General features: G+C 65.8%; 16 protein-coding genes. 9 read left to right on the forward strand and 7 right to left on the reverse strand.

From position 1 onward, the window contains the following. Complete coding sequence (locus HCA61_RS06275; RefSeq protein ID WP_169687289.1) at positions 1–1467, forward strand: peptide MFS transporter; 1467 nt, start codon at positions 1–3, stop codon at positions 1465–1467. Positions 1468–1484: 17 nt separating this feature from the next. Here the strand turns inward: HCA61_RS06275 and HCA61_RS06280 are convergent, their stop codons facing one another. The 3 genes from HCA61_RS06280 to HCA61_RS06290 form a co-directional block, all read right to left on the reverse strand. Next, the gene (locus HCA61_RS06280) at positions 1485–2222 is read right to left on the reverse strand and encodes a sulfite exporter TauE/SafE family protein (protein WP_169687290.1); all 738 of its coding nucleotides are present in this window, start codon (positions 2220–2222) and stop codon (positions 1485–1487) included. A 62-nt stretch (positions 2223–2284) separates the two neighbouring features. Beyond that, complete coding sequence (locus tag HCA61_RS06285) at positions 2285–3958, reverse strand: NTF2-like N-terminal transpeptidase domain-containing protein (RefSeq protein WP_169687291.1); 1674 nt, start codon at positions 3956–3958, stop codon at positions 2285–2287. A gap of 84 nt (positions 3959–4042) precedes the next feature. Further along, positions 4043–5854, reverse strand: a complete 1812-nt coding sequence (locus tag HCA61_RS06290; protein ID WP_169687292.1) for a penicillin-binding transpeptidase domain-containing protein — start codon at positions 5852–5854, stop codon at positions 4043–4045. Between the two features lie 227 nt (positions 5855–6081). On the opposite strand from HCA61_RS06290, the gene HCA61_RS06295 reads away from it, so the two are divergent. Next, positions 6082–7668 carry an ATP-binding cassette domain-containing protein gene (locus HCA61_RS06295; RefSeq protein ID WP_169687293.1) on the forward strand — a complete coding sequence of 529 codons (1587 nt, stop codon included), beginning with the start codon at positions 6082–6084 and terminating at the stop codon, positions 7666–7668. After that, the gene (locus tag HCA61_RS06300; RefSeq protein WP_169687294.1) at positions 7665–8480 is read left to right on the forward strand and encodes an alpha/beta hydrolase; all 816 of its coding nucleotides are present in this window, start codon (positions 7665–7667) and stop codon (positions 8478–8480) included. Before HCA61_RS06295 ends, HCA61_RS06300 begins: the two co-directional genes overlap by 4 nt. Before the next feature lie 33 nt (positions 8481–8513). Here the strand turns inward: HCA61_RS06300 and HCA61_RS06305 are convergent, their stop codons facing one another. Together HCA61_RS06305 and HCA61_RS06310 are read right to left on the reverse strand one after the other, a co-directional pair. Beyond that, on the reverse strand, positions 8514–9197 hold the full coding sequence (locus HCA61_RS06305) for a TetR/AcrR family transcriptional regulator (protein ID WP_206039684.1): 684 nt from the start codon (positions 9195–9197) through the stop codon (positions 8514–8516). 198 nt (positions 9198–9395) lie between these two features. Beyond that, entirely contained in the window at positions 9396–10622 is a 1227-nt protein-coding gene (locus HCA61_RS06310; protein WP_169687295.1) for an acyl-CoA dehydrogenase family protein, read from the reverse strand. Between the two features lie 115 nt (positions 10623–10737). Between HCA61_RS06310 and HCA61_RS26195 the strand changes: the two genes are divergently transcribed. Next, positions 10738–11811: an energy-coupling factor ABC transporter permease gene (locus tag HCA61_RS26195; protein ID WP_169687296.1), complete on the forward strand. Its 1074-nt coding sequence runs from the start codon at positions 10738–10740 to the stop codon at positions 11809–11811. On the opposite strand, the gene HCA61_RS06320 is transcribed toward HCA61_RS26195, so the two are convergent. Beyond that, positions 11765–12364, reverse strand: a complete 600-nt coding sequence (locus HCA61_RS06320; RefSeq protein ID WP_346777496.1) for a TetR/AcrR family transcriptional regulator — start codon at positions 12362–12364, stop codon at positions 11765–11767. The genes HCA61_RS26195 and HCA61_RS06320 overlap by 47 nt on opposite strands. 245 nt (positions 12365–12609) lie before the next feature. Here HCA61_RS06320 and HCA61_RS06325 point away from each other — a divergent pair, with 245 nt between their 5' ends. From HCA61_RS06325 to HCA61_RS06345, 5 genes are read left to right on the forward strand one after another with little or no spacing between them, the layout of a single operon-like run. Further along, positions 12610–13125 carry a DUF4242 domain-containing protein gene (locus HCA61_RS06325; RefSeq protein WP_169687298.1) on the forward strand — a complete coding sequence of 172 codons (516 nt, stop codon included), beginning with the start codon at positions 12610–12612 and terminating at the stop codon, positions 13123–13125. Between the two features lie 7 nt (positions 13126–13132). Further along, positions 13133–14179, forward strand: a complete 1047-nt coding sequence (locus HCA61_RS06330; RefSeq protein ID WP_169687299.1) for an acyl-CoA dehydrogenase family protein — start codon at positions 13133–13135, stop codon at positions 14177–14179. After that, the gene (locus tag HCA61_RS06335) at positions 14155–14895 is read left to right on the forward strand and encodes an ATP-binding cassette domain-containing protein (protein WP_169687300.1); all 741 of its coding nucleotides are present in this window, start codon (positions 14155–14157) and stop codon (positions 14893–14895) included. Before HCA61_RS06330 ends, HCA61_RS06335 begins: the two co-directional genes overlap by 25 nt. Beyond that, positions 14892–16058 (forward strand): ABC transporter substrate-binding protein, encoded by a 1167-nt coding sequence (locus tag HCA61_RS06340; RefSeq protein WP_346777497.1) that lies wholly within the window; start codon positions 14892–14894, stop codon positions 16056–16058. Before HCA61_RS06335 ends, HCA61_RS06340 begins: the two co-directional genes overlap by 4 nt. Then, positions 16055–16861, forward strand: a complete 807-nt coding sequence (locus tag HCA61_RS06345; protein ID WP_169687302.1) for an ABC transporter permease — start codon at positions 16055–16057, stop codon at positions 16859–16861. Before HCA61_RS06340 ends, HCA61_RS06345 begins: the two co-directional genes overlap by 4 nt. 4 nt (positions 16862–16865) lie before the next feature. On the opposite strand, the gene HCA61_RS06350 is transcribed toward HCA61_RS06345, so the two are convergent. Continuing rightward, positions 16866–17333, reverse strand: a complete 468-nt coding sequence (locus HCA61_RS06350) for a nitroreductase family deazaflavin-dependent oxidoreductase (RefSeq protein WP_169687303.1) — start codon at positions 17331–17333, stop codon at positions 16866–16868.

The following is a 17333-nucleotide window of genomic DNA, read 5'->3' on the forward strand; positions in this document are numbered from 1 at the left end:
ATGAGCGACACTGTGCCCCCGGCCGAATCGAGAACCGATCACCGGTTCTTCGGACAACCGCTCCCCCTCGCCAACCTCTTCGGTGTCGAGATGTGGGAGCGGTTCTCGTTCTACGGCATGCAGGGCATCCTGATCTACTACCTGTACTACTCGGCGACAGACGGCGGGCTGGGTCTGAGCCAGGTCGCCGCCACCTCGATCGTCGGCGCCTACGGCGGCACCGTCTACCTGTCGACGATTGTCGGGGCATGGATCGCCGACCGCCTGCTCGGCGCCGAACGCACACTGTTCTACAGTGCCGTGCTCATCATGATCGGCCACATCGCGTTGGCACTGCTGCCCGGACTCTTCGGGGTCGGCGTGGGCCTGATCTGCGTCGCGTTCGGCAGTGGCGGGCTCAAAGCGACCGCGACGTCCATGGTCGGCGACCTGTACGACGAGAACGACGATCGTCGCGACGCCGGATTCTCGATCTTCTACATGGGCATCAACCTCGGTGCACTCGTCGGTCCACTGCTCACCGGCTTCATGCAGACCCGGTACGGCTTCCACTGGGGCTTCGGTCTCGCAGCAATCGGCATGTTCCTCGGTCTCGCGCAGTACACGCTCTATCGCAAGCAGTTCGGCGACATCGGCAGTACACCGCCGCATCCACTCCCGGCCGATCTGCGACTGCGAGTCGCTGGTGGCGCGGTGGCAGCCGTCGTCGTTGTCGGCCTCCTCGCGGCGACCGGCGTCATCACCTCGGGCAACATGTCCGACATCGTGGTCGCGCTGACTGTCGTCGCGGCGGTCGTCTACTTCTTCGTCATTCTGAGCAGCAAGCAGATCACGACGACCGAGCGCAGCCGGGTCTGGTCGTTCATCCCGATGTTCCTTGCGAGCGCCGTGTTCTGGTCGCTGTTCCAACAGCAGTTCACCATGGTCGCGGTGTACGCCGATTCACGCCTGGACCGCAACCTGTTCGGCTGGGAGTTCCCACCGTCGTGGGTCCAGTCCATCAACCCCGTCTTCATCATTCTGTTCGCCGGCGTGTTCGCCGCCGCCTGGACGAAACTCGGGCCTCGGCAACCGTCGTCCCCCGTCAAGTTCGCGTGCGGCACCATCATCATGGGCATTGCGTTCCTGTGCTTCATCCCGATGTCCGGGGGCGGCGCCAACAGTGCACCGCTGCTCGGGCTCATCGGCATCCTGCTGCTGTTCACGCTGGCAGAGTTGTTCTTGTCACCGGTGGGCCTGTCCCTGTCGACGAAGCTCGCACCCAAGAACTTCCACACCCAGATGGTGGCTCTGTTCTACCTGTCGGTCGCGCTGGGCAGTGCAATGGCGGGCACCCTAGCCGGTTACTACGACCAGAACAACGAAGTGCCGTACTACCTGTGGATCGGCGGCGCTTCGATCGCCGTCGGCCTGATCCTGATCGCACTCACCCCGCGGATCCGGAAGCTCATGCACGGCGTGCACTAGCGACGCGTCGCGCCGAGTCAGCCGAAGCCGAGCCACGCGGCGAGACCGAACCCTGCCACTGCGACCGCAACCCGCAGCAGGGTCGGAGGGATCCGCTTGACCAGTGGAGGACCGCACCAGCCGCCGGCGAACGCACCTACCGCCATGGCCGCCGCAGCGATCCAGTGGACCGGTCCGAAGAACGCGAAACCGATCGCCGCGACCAGGTTGGCGACGCCGAGCAGATAGCTCTTGAGGATGCTCGCGCGCCAGATCGACTCGGAGGTACAGATCAGCGTGAGTGCGAGGAAGATGACGCCCGCGCCTGCCCCGAAGTAGCCGCCGTACACCGCGACGACGAACAGCGCGGCGGCGAACACGCGGGGAAGATCGCGGCCACCGGCCAGTTCACGAATCCTCGGCTGCAGAAGCAGGGCCAGCGACGCGAACGCGACGAGAAAAGGCACCGTGGCCTCGAACGACCCCGGTGGCGCGACGAGGAGCACGACAGCGCCGGTGAGACCACCGAGCGCCGCGTATGCCGTCCACCGCCACACCCGCGGTCCCGTGTCGACCACTTCACGAGCGGAGTTGCTGAGAGCACCGACGCCGACACCGACCATCGCGACCGTATTGGTGACGTTCGCGGCGACGGGCGACAACCCCACCGCAAGTAATGCGGGGTAGGACACAAGTGACGCGAGACCGGTGACGAACCCGACGACGCCGGCGAAGAACCCTGCGACGACGAGCAGCAGTACATCGACAATCGTCACGATGATCGAACGTACCGGTCCCCTCGCCAGGGAGCCCCGGTGGGCGCCGTGCGCGCGAAGGGTCAGGCGGGCGGCTTCGCCAATTCGGTGAGGAACCGGTCGGCCATCTTCACCGCGCGGTCGCCGCCGTCGGCGTCGGCAACGAACACCGCGAACGCCACGTCGCCGGTGTAACCGAAGAACCAGCGGTCGTCGCCGGCGGAGGCGGCGATGCCGGCCAGACCCGGGTGCCCCTTCAAGAAGGACGCGGGACCGTTCTGCACGTTGTCGATCATCAGTCCGCGCAGAGCGTCGGTCACATGCGACGGCAGCGGCTCGGGTGCATCGGCGACCGACGCGGGCTGCCCCTGCACGAGCATGGGCGCGGGAGCTTCGCCGCGCGCGATCGATGCGGCCAGCAACGCGGCGCCGAGCGGACTCACGAGCGTTTCGTCACCGTCGTCTCCGGTGAACTGCACTACTCCGGACCGCCCGTGCCCGATCTGTGCCGTCTCGAATTCGAACCCGGGCACCGAGTACTCCACGCCGAGCCCGAGGCGACGTGCGGTATCGGCCAGATCGTCGGTGTTCACCGAATCGGGAGCAACACCGCGGTCGAGACCTGCCGCCAACCGCACCGGATCGAAGACCGAGCCCGCCGAATACAGACCTCGGGTGGCTACGGGGCCGAGTTCCATGGCCTGGTTGTTGACGTCTGCGGCAAGGATCCCGCCGGTCGAGGGCTGGATCGCGACGAGCGCCGCGGGGGTACCGACGGTGACGACCGCTTCCTTGGCCGCGAGCTGCACGTGCGAATCGACGGTGGCCGTCAGATCCGGTGGCGGGGGTCCCTGGAACCCCGCAACCTGAATCGGCCCCTGCTGGGGATCTTCGAGTGTCACGGCCCAACCGGCGGTGCGGTCGCGTTCGAGCTGCCACGCCGAGCGGAGCGAATCGAGTAGCGGGGTCGAGACCCGGCGGTCGGAGCTGATCAGCGTCGGCGTCTTGATGACTTCGACGCCTGGCACAGCAACGATGTCCTCTTCGAGGAACTGATAGTCCTGGTCGCGGAGTTTGACCGCGGTGATGCGAGCTCCGGGATCTGCGGCGAGCCGCCCCTGCATGAGCTCGGAGGTGATGACGGGAGCGACGGGAGCGAGGACTTCGGCAAGCCGTGTCGTGCTGGCGACGGGATCGGGCATGAATGCGGGATCGAGCACGACCGCATTGATGGTCTGCTCCTCCATCAGCGGCTTGCCCGTGCGGTCGAAGATCTTCGGTGGTGCGGCGTCCGTACGCACGTGGTGGACGGTTCGGCCTGCGAGGTCGGGGACGACCGCATTGGGGCTCCACGACACACGCCAGCCGACGGCCAGCTTCCGAACGGATCCGTCGACCTGGTAGTGCCAGTCCTTGCCCTCTCCGAAGTTCCAGTCGGCGGTGAGGGTGAAGTATCCGGAGTCTTCGTTGAGTTCGACGAGCTGGGCGACGTCGTAGTCGACGCTGCCGTCGGAGAGTCCGTCGAACATCTGCGCCAGCACTGGCTCGGCGGCGTTGGGATAAGAGGTGAGTTCGGAGGCGACGTCGGGTTCGCGATCGTTGAGCGCTTCGACGAAATCGTCGACCAGGATTTGTGCATCGCTGCGCGGGTCATCGAACACGAATGTGTTCAGACCCACCGCGGCAACGACAGCCACGGCAGCACCGAGGGCGACAGCGCGAACGCCGCGCCGACGCTGCCACTCTCGAAATCCCATACTCCCCAACCTTCACTCCAGCAACATCGGTCACAAGCACGAGTCGTCTACGATGCGATCACGATTGCGCTACATCCGAGAAGGTCACCTCCCCAGCCACTGCCCGGCCGCCCCCACGGCGGGAGCCGAACTGTCGGCACCCGCAACGAACACTGCGAACGCCAGGTTATCCTGCGCGCCGATGAACCAGCCGTGTGCCCCGCTCACATCTCCGGCTGCCCCGTTGTTGCCACCGTACTCCGCAGTTCCGGTCTTGCCGATGAGTTCGGGAAAGTCGCTCAGCGCGCTCGCCGTGCCCTCGGTTACCGTCTCTCGCATCATCGTTCGGAGTGCAGCGATCGTGCCTTCCGGAGCGGGTGCGACATCCTGGTCGGCGGTTGCCTGCTGGCCCTCGACGATCATCGGCAACGGTGTCTTCCCACCCGCGATCGACGCGGCCACGAGTGCCATACCGAACGGTGAGGCCGTCACCTCTCCCTGCCCGATCGCGCCCTCGACACGTGCCGCGCCCGACTCCATCGGTGGGACGTTTCCGGTGACGGTCACGAGGCCGGGGGTGATGTAGTCGACGCCGAGTCCGAACTGCAATGCGGCATCGGTCAGGGCAGTGGGAGGCATGTCCACGGCGAGTGCGGCCATCGTGGTGTTGCACGAGTGTGCGAAGGCGGTGTGCAGCGGCACCTCGCCGAGGTCGAAACTCTCGTCGTTCGGAATGGTCCGGTCGCCGATCGTCGCGACCCCGGGGCACGGAAGTACCGTGTCGGGCTCGGCGAGCCCCGCCTGCAACGCCGCCGACGTGGTCACGGTCTTGAACGTCGAACCCGGAGGGTACAGACCGGTGAGCGCGACCGGGCCTTCCCGATCTGCCGCGGCGTTCTGCGCGACGGTGCGCACCGCACCGGTCTCGGCGTCGATCCCGACGATCACGGCCGGCCGGTCGAACGACGCGAGCGTGCTTTCCGCCCGAGCCTGCAGACCGGGATCGATCGTGGTGTACATGTCGGGAGCTTCGGTGGGGGCCACTCCTGCGATCGATCGAACGGTGCCGTCGGCGGCCACCGACTGCACTGCCCAGCCCGCGGTCGCGGCCTGATTCTCGTGCCACATCTCGTCCAGACCCGACCACACCGGGGACGACAGATCACGGTCGGCGGTGAGCAGCCGTGGTTGCGGTGCGAGCGTGACGCCGGGCGTCGCGGAGAGTTGCTCTTCGATGGGGGCAAGATCGGCGTCTCTCAGAACCACCGCGGTCACCGGTGCGCCGTCCGCCTTCTCCAGGTCGGCAGCGAGGGACGCCGCGGTGATCGTCGGTGCAGCCGTGGCGAGCAGGGGCGCCACCACCGCGGGGTCGGCGGACGAATCGAGATTCACGAGGGTCACGATCTGCTCACTCATCAGCGGCTGTCCCGCACTGTCGAAGATCGTCGGCGGCGTGCCCGTCGTCGGGGTGTAGCGCAGTGACGTGTCCTGGCTCAGCTCCGGCGCCAGCAGCGCCGGGTCCCACCGGATCCTCCACCCGTCGTCGTCATCCGACTCGTCGGCACCGTCCGGGGTCGCGGAGCCGATGGTGCGATACGACCAGTCGCGCCCCTCCCCGAAGTTCCACGACACGTCCAGCTCGAAGGTGTCACCTTCTCCGGTACCCGCGACCGTCACGGTCGGATCGTCGTTGCCCAAACCCTCGAACAGACCCGAGATCATCTTTTCCGCGACAGCCGGGTCCGTGGTCAGCGCAGCGGCCGACGCCGAGTCGCCGGTATCCAGGGCAGCGGCGAACTCCTGCGCGACCGTGTCGGGCTGATCCGGCCCTGTCGCGCAGCTCGCCACGCCGAGAGCGAGGGACGCCGCCGTCACGAGCGTGATCGTTCGTCGACCTGTATGCATGGCCACGATCATGCCGGAGATCGGAGAACAGCGCCGTCGGCCGACGTCACGAGCCGGTGAACTGTGCGACAACCGAAGCCTGCGACCCGACAGCCGTCAATTCGCTTGCACTCCCCGCTCCGTTGCACTTATCGTGGAGACCGAATTTGTTCCCGGCGTTCGGAGAAGGCATTGCTCCTGTAGAGGTTCTCGACCACCGCGCAGTACGTGCGGGCCGTCTTCCACCTCCAGGAGTTCGTATGTCTACACCCATTTCTTCCTCCAGCAGTGTCACGCTGTCCGCGCTCGCATTCGAGCACCCCGACGGCACAGCCGTCTTCGAAGGGCTCGACGCGACCTTCACCGCCGGACGTACCGGACTCGTCGGGCGCAACGGAAGCGGCAAAAGCACTCTGTTGCAGCTTATTTCAGGAGATCTCAGACCGGTGCACGGATCGGTGACGACCTCCGGCCGGGTCGCGTACCTGCCGCAGGACATCACCCTCGATCCCGCTGTGTCGGTTTCGACCGTCCTCGGGATCGAGGCAGTGCGAACAGCGTTGCGACGAATAGAATCCGGAGACGGCACCGGGGACGACTTCGACACCGTCGGCGACCGCTGGGACGTCGAGGAACGTGCGCTCGCGACCGTGCACCGACTCGGGCTCGATCGAATCCTGCACGACGAGAATGATTTCGATCGCACCGTAGGGACACTCTCGGGCGGCGAGACCGTCCTGCTCGGACTCACCGCGCGGCTGCTCTCCGAACCCGGAGTGCTGCTACTCGACGAGCCGACCAACAATCTCGACTCGGCCGCTCGCGAACGCCTGCAGGACGCCCTCGACCGCTTCCCGGGGACTGTGATCGTCGCAGGTCACGATCGCGATCTTCTCGATCGGATGGACACGATCGCCGAACTGCGCGACGGCAGTCTCCGCATGTTCGGCGGCGGCTTCAGCGACTACGAGCTGATCATCGAAGCCGAACAGGAAGCCGCTCGGGCCGCGGTGCGGGACGCGCGCAGCGACGTTCGCCGGCAGGCCCGCGAGCTCGCAGCCGCGCACGTCACGCTCGACCGGCGAGCACGCTACGGCAGGAAGATGTTCGAGAACAAGCGCGAGCCGAAGATCATCATGGGCATGCGCAAGCGGCAGGCACAGGAGTCCGCGGGGAAGTATCGGCGCGAACACGAGGGAAACCTCGAATCCGCTCGGACTCAACTCGATCAGGCACAGGATGCGGTGCGCAACGACCGTGAGATCCGAGTGGATCTGCCCGGCACTTCGGTGCACCCCGGGCAGCGGATCACTGCGGGCCCGCTCGAAATCGTGGGGCCGGAGCGCATTGCGGTGCGCGGACCCAACGGTTCGGGAAAGACCACGCTCCTGAACCGGATCGTCGACGCCGGGCCACTGGTGCCGTATGCGCTACTCCCCCAACGCCTCGACATCTTCGACGACACGGCATCAGTGGTGGCCAATGCCGAACTGCGCGCACCGCACCTGCCTCCGCAGGAGGTGCGGGCACGCCTGGCGCGCTTCTTGTTCCGCGGGACCGATGCCGACGTGCCCGTCGGGGTCCTCTCGGGCGGTGAGCGACTCCGCGCAGCGTTGGCCATCCTCCTTGCGGCCGATCCGGCCCCGCAGTTGCTGATCCTGGACGAACCGACCAACAACCTGGATCTGCCGAGCCTCGCGCATCTGACCCAGGCTTTGCAGGCGTTCGAGGGCGCACTCGTGGTGGTGTCCCACGACGAGCGGTTCCTCGGCGAGATCGGTGTGACGCGGTCCGTTGCTCCGGAAGACGCGGAGATCCCGGAGGAGTGTGTGAAGGTGGAGGAGTGAGCTATGCGACCAATCCTGCGGACGGCACGCGCATCGCGTTCTCGTCTCTGCCCGCCCGATCGGGTGACGAGAACGCACCGGCGTTGATGCTCGTGCACGGCAGCGCACTGTCGTCGGCAGTATGGCGCGGCCTCGGGTACGTGGCCGCGTTGCGGGAGCACTACCGACTGCTCCTGCCCGACCTGCGCGGGCACGGGCGCAGCGACACTCCGCACGACGAGGACGCGTACGCGATGGAGTCGATCGTCGGCGATCTGGTGGCCGTTCTCGATGCCGTCGGCGTGCGACATGTGCACTACCTCGGGTATTCGTTCGGAGCACGGGCAGGCCTGGCGCTCGCGGTGACCGCGCCGCAACGGCTTCACAGTTTGATCTCGCTCGGCGGGAGTGCGAGTCCGCAACGCGGGGCGATGGACTCGTTGTTCTTCCCTGGCTGTGTGGAGGTGCTCGCACAGAAGGGAATGGACAGCTTTCTCGCGGAGTGGAGTAACCACCGAGAGGTGCCGGTCGACCCTGTCACCGCTGCGGCGTTCCGCGCCAACGACACCGAGGCACTCGTCGCGTATTTCCGCCGGTCCGACCGCGAACCGGGAATCGACGACGCAACACTGGGCGAAGTCGAAGTGCCGACGATGGCGGTCGCCGGTTCCGAGGATCACCTACGGGTGGACGACACCCGATTCTTGTCGCGCACGATTCCGGGTGCGCGACTGGCGATCCTGCGCGGTGTCGACCACGCGGGCACGGTCGCGGCCGCGCCCGAGGTGTTGTCGGTCATCGGACCCTTCCTCGCGGCGCATGCCGGGCCATGAACTTACACGCGGTCGGGACAGACCGGATTGCGGTCAGACGGCCAGCGGTTGCGCTGTCGGCGACATGACCGATTCCACCAGGGCACCGATCATTCGCTTCATCACTTCGGTCGAGTCCGGAACGGACAGACCCACGACGTCGCGCAGCGAGACCCAGGTGGGCCACGTCGACGCGATGGCGATCGCCTGGACGATCTGAACACGCGCCGTGTCGTCGGCTCTGGTGAACTCCCGAGCGAACAGCATCCGCACTTCGATTTCCGCTCGCTCGAGGTAGCGGTGCCGGTTCCGTTGCAGTTCTTCCGAGAACGGCGCCCGAACCTCCGCCGATCGCGAGAAGGGCGCGATGTACTCGAGCGCCTCGGCACGCTGACGGCAGTATCGGTCGATACGTTCCGCGAGCGGCAGGCTCGGATCCACCGGCTCGTGTGCGTCGTCCTGTCGACGCATCAATTCGGCCCCGGTCGCCGAGAACAGCGTCTCCAGGTCGCCGAAGTGGCCCCACAGAGATCGCAGCGATACTCGTGCTCGTTCAGCGATCTGTGCGCCTGTCGGCTTGAGCTCGCCATCGCGTATCAATGCGATATGCGCATCGATGACCGCCTGGCGCGTGCGTTCGGCGCGTGCCGACCGGCCATCGATATTGATCGGCGTGGTCGGCCGGTCGTCGAACCGGATTATCGGCCGGTCTCGCGGCCCATTCTCTCCCCCGTGCATCGTGATCCTCCCCGATACTTGTGCACATCAATTTATGGTTATCGCCAGTTGCAGATAACTACTCCCGGCCTGTAGGCCCACGTGTCAAGATATGCGAAGACACCGGGCAATTACCACTACCCGGTGTCCATCGGCACGGTTTGGTATTACCGATCGAGCCTGCGACCGGGAAATTTCACCGCAAAACAGTCATTTCGGTCAATCTGCCAGGAGCCCCTTCGCAATATGAGTCACCTGGATCTCGTTGCTCCCCGCATAGATCATCAGCGACTTCGCATCACGGGCCAGCTGCTCGACGCGGTACTCGGCCATGTACCCGTTGCCACCGAACAACTGCACCGCTTCCATCGCGACCTCGGTGGCAGCGCGTGACGAGTACAGCTTCATCGCCGACGCCTCCGCCAGGTTCACCGGCTTCCCCGCCTGCGCACGCTCGATCGCGCTGAACACCATGTTCCGCACGTTGACCCGGGCGATCTCCATTTCGGCAAGCTTGAGCTGGATGAGCTGGAACTGAGAGATCGCAGTACCCCACAATTTGCGCGACTTCGCGTACTCGGTGCACAGCGTCAGGCACTGCTCGATGATGCCGAGCGACAGGTACGCGATCCCGATACGCTCGGCCGCGAACGATTCCTTCGCACTGCTCTTCCCATCACTACTCCCACCGTCCTCGGTTTCCCCGAGGAGGCGATCGCGGGTGATGCGCACATTGTCGAAGAACAATTCACCGGTGGGCGAGGAGTTCATACCCATCTTCTTGAACGGCGGACTCTGGGTGAGACCTTCCATCCCCTTGTCCAGCACGAACGCGAGAACCTTGCGGTCGCGTCGGTCGACCGTCGCATCGCCGTCGTCGAGCTTGGCGTAGACGATGATGACGTCGGCATAAGGCCCATTGGTGATGAAGGTCTTCTGTCCGTTGAGGATGTAATCGTCACCGTCGCGACGGACGGTGGTCTTCATGCCGCCGAAAGCGTCGGATCCCGAGTCCGGTTCGGTGATGGCCCAGGCACCGACCTTTTCGAAGGTCACCAGTTCAGGCAGCCAGCGCTTCTTCTGCGCGAGGGTCCCGCGGCTGCGAATCGTGCCTGCGGTGAGCCCGAGGCTCACACCCATCGATGCGACGAGCCCGAGGCTCACGCCGGCGATCTCGATGTTGAGCAGCGCCGCCATACCCGGCGACCCGCCCATTCCCCCTGTACCGCCGGACGAGGTCTCGCCCTTCTCCTCTTTGGCGAGAGCCCGGTCGAGAGACTCGCGGGCCATCTCGTCGATCCCGAACGCGGCATACATCTTGCGGATGATGTCGAACGGCGGGAGCTCACCGGACTCGAGCTCGTCGATGTGGGGGCGGATTTCCTTCTCGATGAATCCGCGCAGCGCGTCGCGGAACATGAGGTCTGTGTCGGACCACTCGTACATGAACGAAATATAGAACATGTTCCTATTCGTGTATACGGTCGACACGGAAACCGGCCTGACGAATGTCACTCGGGAACTGCGTACCCGGCACTAGCGTTGCGCCCACGAGCGTGAGATGGGGGGCACCGTGATCGTGGAGAACCTGACCGTGGAGACCGTGGCCATGCACATGAGCGACGGGCTGATCACCCCGCGTGCATCAGCGTTGTTCTATGTTGTCGCCGTGCTCGTCCTCGCGCTCGCCGCATGGAGGGCCCGGGCCGAGCTGTCCGAAAAGTCCGCCGCGACCGCGGCACTCGTGACCGCCCTCGTGTTCGCCATGCAGATGATCGACGTCCCGGTCCTCCCCGGGGTGAGCGGCCATGTCCTCGGCGGCGCTGTGGCAGTGCTGCTCATCGGCCCGTTCGGCGCCGCGCTGTGCTTGGCATTCGTGCTCGCCATCCAGGCATTCGTCTTCGCCGACGGAGGCCTCACCGTACTCGGAGCGAACACCACCGTCATGGCCCTCGCAGGGGTCGCCGGCGGGTACGGAACCGCCGTCGCCCTTCGCACATTCCTCACTCGCCGCGACACGCTGTCCCCGACCGCACGAACGTTCACCATCGCATTCACTGCAGGCTGCGCGTCGGTGTTCGCCGCGGTCACCGGATTCGTGGTCGTCTACGCGATCTCCGGCGCTTCACCCATGACTTTGTCGACGCTTGCGTATCTGTACGGCGCCCACGCACCCGTCGCTCTCCTCGAAGGTCTTGTCACCGGGGCTGTCCTCGTTGCCTCGGCGGGCGCGACGCACACCCGTCTGGTGACTGCGCTCGGCGCGGCTGCTTTCGGTATCGCCTGCATCCTCTCCACCTTCGCCCTGTCCGCCTTCGCCGCGAACACACCCGACGCGCTGGAAGCCGCAACTCTGCGAGGGTGCGATGCGACACCGAGTAACGCGACACCGAGCGCCACGACGCCCGACGACACCCTTCATCCGTCACGGACCGGCGACTGCATGGCCCGCTCCGTTCACGAACATCGGCTTGCGGGCAGCCCCCTTGCCGACTACACCGTCGGCGGTCAGCAGGGGTCGACCGGAGCGGCCGGCGCGATCGGTGTACTCATCACCCTCGCGGTCGCAGGCGCCGGATTCCGTGGACTCACCCGTCGACGCGAGTCCGCCGCGCGTCTCGAGCTGCCTCGATGAGTTCCGCAGCGAGGTCTCGGCCACCACGGATCGGCCCGGTCGAGTGCTCGAACTTCGAACCGGCGAGCGCCCCGTCGTAGATCAACCGGACGCGTTCGGCCATGTGTTCCGGATCGGCGACACCTGCCTGGTCGAGCAGTCCCACGAGAGTGTCGAGTAGCCACTCACGATGTGCAAGCACCGGCTCCATCCGCTCCTCCGGGAACTCCGTGGCCGCATTCGCGTACTGGCATCCCCGGAAGTTCCTGCCGGGCGCCGAGGCCAGCGCAAGGTCGAAGAAGGTCAGGATTCGGCGCACGGGATCGTCGATGCCCGCAACAGCATCGTTCCATCGGGTGCGATCGCGATGGTCGAGTCGGTCCAGGTAGGCATGGACGAGGCCGTCCTTCGAGCCGTAGGACGAGTACAGGCTTGCACGTGCGACACCTGCATCGGCGAGGATCCGATCGACACCCACCGCACGGATCCCGAACTCGGCGAACAGTGCGCTTGCCGTGTCGAGGAGTCGTTCCGCGGGCGGTCGCTTGGCGAGGGTTTCGACTGTGGTGCGCACGCAGAAAAGCCTAACGGATCGACCCGATAGACAGATCGTTCTATCCAGATGTATCGTGGCACCCGTGACACGCTGTCTTCTGACCCGTCGCCTGCACGTGGATCTCGTGCGGGTGACCGGTGCTGCGTGTTGTCGTTTCATGCGCTGACCGGCCCCCGTCTCGCCTCGCCCGTCGATTCCTGACGTACGCCTGCGCTCACACCTGCCGTCAGCATGTCCACCCAGCTCTACTCGGAAGGTGACCCATGTCGCTGTATCTCTACGAACTCGTACCCACCGAAGGTCAGGCCGAAGCCGCCATCAAGGCATTCGACACCGCGGTCGTCGCAGGCGGGGGCGAATTGATCGAGTCGCAGGTGACCGCTGGCGGCACCCGCATCTTCGCTGTCGCCGAGTTCGATGCATGCCGCGCAGCCCAGCTCGAGGCAACCACGTTGGACGTCGCAGAAGTGGTAGGCCCCAACGAGGTTCGACTCGTCGGTGCCGAGCTCGACCAGATCAAGGCTGCACGACCCGAAGCCGGTTACCTCGTCGAGTGGGACATCCCCGACACCATCGACATGGAGACCTACCTCGCGCGCAAGAAGGCCAACTCGCCGAAGTACGCCAATGTGCCCGAGGTGAGCTTCCTGCGCACCTACGTCCGCGAGGACATGGACAAGTGCCTGTGCTTCTACAACGCCCCCGACGAGGACGCCGTCGTCCGCGCTCGCGAGGCCGTCAGCACCCCGATCGACCGCATCCACTCCCTCGAAGGATAGGTATCCGATGACCGCGGCCATTCAGAACCCGAACGAGCAGCTCGACACGATCGCCGAATTCGTGCGCGACCGTGCCGCCGCTCTCGATCGCGGTGAGACCGATATCCGCACCGACCTCGCGCGCATCGGCGAGCTCGGCCTGCTCGAGAACGGGCTCGGCGGAATATGTCTCGATCACATGGTCGCGGTCATCGACGGGATCGCCGCGGAGTCCCTCACCGTCGGGTTCTCGCTGTGGGCTCAGCGCATGACACTCGAATATCTCGACCGCGCACCGGAATACCTACGCGAACGGTACCGCGACGAGCTCGCATCGGGTCGGCGGGTCGGCGTCACCGCCATGGCGGCCGCGCTCAAATACCTCGCCGGACTCGGCGACCTTCCGCTTCTCGCAGAACGCACCGACAGCGGACTCACCGTTTCCGGCCCGATCCACTGGGCTTCCAACGTCTTTCCGGAATCACTCATCGTGTTTCCCGCCCGCACCGCCGACGGCGGACACGTGATCGCCGCAGTGCATGCCGATGCACCCGGCATCCGCATCAACGCGTCACCCGAACTCCTCGCACTCGGCGCCACCTCGTCGACCTCACTCACCTTCGAAGACGTCCGAATCCCGGCTTCGGACATCATTTCCGAAGACCTCACCGAGTTCTGCGGTGCCATTCGCCCGACCTTCCTGCTGCTGCAAACCTCGTTCTGCTCGGGCATTGCCCGAGCGTCCCTCGAGGAGGCGTCGTCGCGCCTGTACGGTCTCGGCGAGCAGTTCAGCGACGAGTATGAAGTCCTTGCAGAGCAATACGACTCGCTCCGGGAGCGCCTGTACCGATTCGCCACCGCGCCGTCCAACGTGTCGGGGGCCGATCTGGTCCGCCTTCGTCTCGACGGCTCGGTCGTCGCAGTCGCCGCGACGCGCCTCGAAGCGAAACTCCGCGGCGGCGCCGGATATGCCTCCGCGAGCGCGACGAACAGGCGTTTCCGCGAGGCCGCATTCCTCCCCATCCAATCTCCCTCGGAAGGACAGTTGCGATGGGAACTCTCGAAGTTCGAGTAGCGGGCGCGTACAAGAGTTTCGCGGGTCGACGCGAGCCGGTTCTCCAGGGACTCGACCTCGACGTCCCCACCGGGGAGTTCCTCGTCCTGCTCGGCTGCAGTGGCAGCGGAAAGTCGACGCTCCTGCGGATCATCGCTGGTCTCGACCATCTCGATCGCGGAGAGATCGAGTGGCCGAGCGCCGACGGTGACACCCGCCCCCACACGGGTGTCGTGTTCCAGCAGCCCTACCTCATGCCATGGCTCACCGTCCGCGAGAACATCGCTTTGGGCGGACGTTTCAAGAACCACCGAGAGCGATTCGACATCACGTACGCCGATGAACTGCTCGCCCGATTCGGATTGTCCGGCCTCGCCGGGTACTACCCCGATCAGCTGTCGGGCGGGCAGGCCCAGCGCATCGCGGTGATCCGTGCGGTCGCGGTGCGTCCACGTCTGCTGTTGCTCGACGAACCGTTCAGTGCACTCGACCCCGCGACACGCTCGGATCTACAGTCGTGGCTCGGCGAACTCGCCCGCGAACTCGCCTTCACGACCGTGCTGGTCACGCACGACATCGACGAAGCACTTCGCCTCGCCAACCGGATCGCCCTGTTCGGCCGAGGTGGAACAGTGCGGCAGCAGTGGCGCATCGCCGATGTCAACCAGAACGAACGGGCACCCCTGCGCACGGAGATCCTCGAGCACTACCGCGATTCGTCGCTGACTCCGTCGTGAATGGGAAACTGACACGGCGGACCCTGATGCAGGGAGCGCTCGGACTCGCCGCTGCCGGTGGCGTGCTCGGCGCAGCCGATCTGGTGCGCACCGCCGCAACAGACCGCGCCAACACGACGGGACAACTCCGCATCGGCTATCTCCCGATCACCGATGCGGCGCCGCTGCTCGTCGCACACGGCGCCGGACTGTATCCCCGTGGCGTCGTCGACGGCGCGCAACCCGTGCTGTTCCGCAGCTGGGCGTCGCTCGCAGAGGCATTCGTCAGCAGGCAGGTCGACGTCGTGCACCTGCTGATGCCGCTCGCGGTCCAATTACGTTACGGACTGGGAAGTTCCGCTCGCATCCTCGGCTGGAACCACACCAACGGTTCCGCGCTCACCGTCGCTCCGCACATCACCGACCTCGGGCAGCTTGCGGGCGAGACCATCGCAATTCCATTCTGGTGGTCGATCCACAACATCGTCGTTCAGCAGATGCTGCGCGAACGCGGACTGACACCCGTCGTGCGGCAGGCGCCGTCGAAAGTCGCAGGTACCGTCGGGCTTGTCGTGATGGGCCCGTCCGACATGATTCCCGCCCTGGCCAACGGCTCGATCGCAGGATTCACTGTCGCAGATCCGTTCAACGCTGCCGCCGAACTCCGCGGCGTGGGTCGGATCCACCGCTTCCTCGGCGACCTGTGGCGTGATCACGCCTGCTGCGCGTTGCTCGTCCACGAGGACGTCATCGAAGAGAATCCCGCGGCGGTGCAGTCCCTGACCGATTCGGTGGTATCCGCACAGCTGCAGATCGGCGCCGATCGTCCGGCTGCCGCAGCGATGCTCTCCGACCGCTATCTGCCGCAACCGCTGCCCGCGATCACGACGGCACTGACCTATCCGGGCCGCGACGCCGGCACCCGGCACCCCCAGTGGATGCCTCAGCAGATCGGCTACCAGCCCTTCCCCTTCCCCAGTTTCACCACCGCACTGGTCGAGGCGATGCACGGCACGGTCGTCGACGGCAATACCGACTTCCTGTCACGGATCGACCCTGCCACCGTGCACCACGAACTCGTCGACGACCGATTCGTCCGCACGTCACTGACCCGGATACCCGGCACCGACGCCTTCGGGTTACCCGCAGATCTCACCCGCATCGAGGAGGTCGACCCCACGTGAGCGCCACGGCCCGGTCCGCCCGGAGTCTTCCGCTTCTGCCCCAGACCATCGCGATCGTCATCGCCGTGGCGCTGTGGTGGCTGGTCACCACCGTGGTCGCCGGACCGGATTCACTCGTGCGCGAATTCGCGCCGCAGTATGTCGGTCCGGCCATCGTGGATCTGTTCGCCCGCGGCGTGCTGCTACCCGACATGCTCGCAAGCCTGTGGCGGCTGCTGGTCGGATTGCTGATCGCCGCGACACTCGGCATCCCACTCGGGCTGCTGATCGGACTCAACCCGGTCGTCGAGCAGGCGACCATGCCGGTCATGCAGTTCCTGCGGATGATCTCGCCGTTGTCATGGGCTCCGATCGCAGTGGCGCTGTTCGGAATCGGGCACCAACCGGTATTCTTTCTCATTGCCGCAGCGGCGATATGGCCGATCGTCATCAACACCGCAGCCGGGGTGCACGCCATCGACCCCGGACACCTCATGGTCGCCCGGTCCTTCGGCGCGACACGTGTCGAGCTGCTCACGACGGTCGTGCTTCCCTCGATCCGCTCTCAGGTACAGACGGGTCTGCGCGTGGGGCTCGGTATCGCATGGGTCGTGCTGGTCCCTGCCGAGATGCTCGGTGTGCGTTCGGGGCTCGGCTATCAGATCCTCAACGCGCGTGACCAGCTCGCCTACGACCAGGTCATGGCGGTGATCGTCGTGATCGGCTTCCTCGGATTCTGGCTCGACTGGGCGGCGCGTCACCTGCTCCGCGAGCGCCGCACGCCGATTCGGATGGAGGACGCCGACGCGCACCAGCCGGCGTGAACACCTATTTCGGCATCAGGATGAACACCGGTATCTCACGCTCGATCCGTTCGGCGTACAAGTCGTAGTTCGGCCATGTCTCCACCAGCGCGGCCCACGATGCCTCCCGCTCGGCGCCTTCGGCGATCCGTACCGAGACCGCGGTGACGGTGCCACGAAACCGTACGGCAGCGTCATCCACTGCATTCAGGTTGCGCACCCACGCGGGCGGCTCGGGATTGCCCCAGTTGGATCCCGCGACCAGCCAACCTCCGTCGTACGGCACACAGAGCAGGGGCGTCGTACGGTGCACACCGGTCTTCCGTCCGACGACCGTGAGCATCAGTTCGGGTAGCCCGGAAGCCGTCAGCAGCGTGAGCCGACCCCGCGTCAGCCACTGGATGGCACGGTCCATCCCGACGATGACGCGGGCGTAGCGCGGCAGCCACGGCTGAGCGCCCAGGCGGATCGCCAGCCGGCGAAGCGGGTTCAC

The organism is Rhodococcus sp. HNM0563 (assembly GCF_012726195.1).
In the GTDB taxonomy this organism is placed as follows: domain Bacteria; phylum Actinomycetota; class Actinomycetes; order Mycobacteriales; family Mycobacteriaceae; genus Rhodococcus.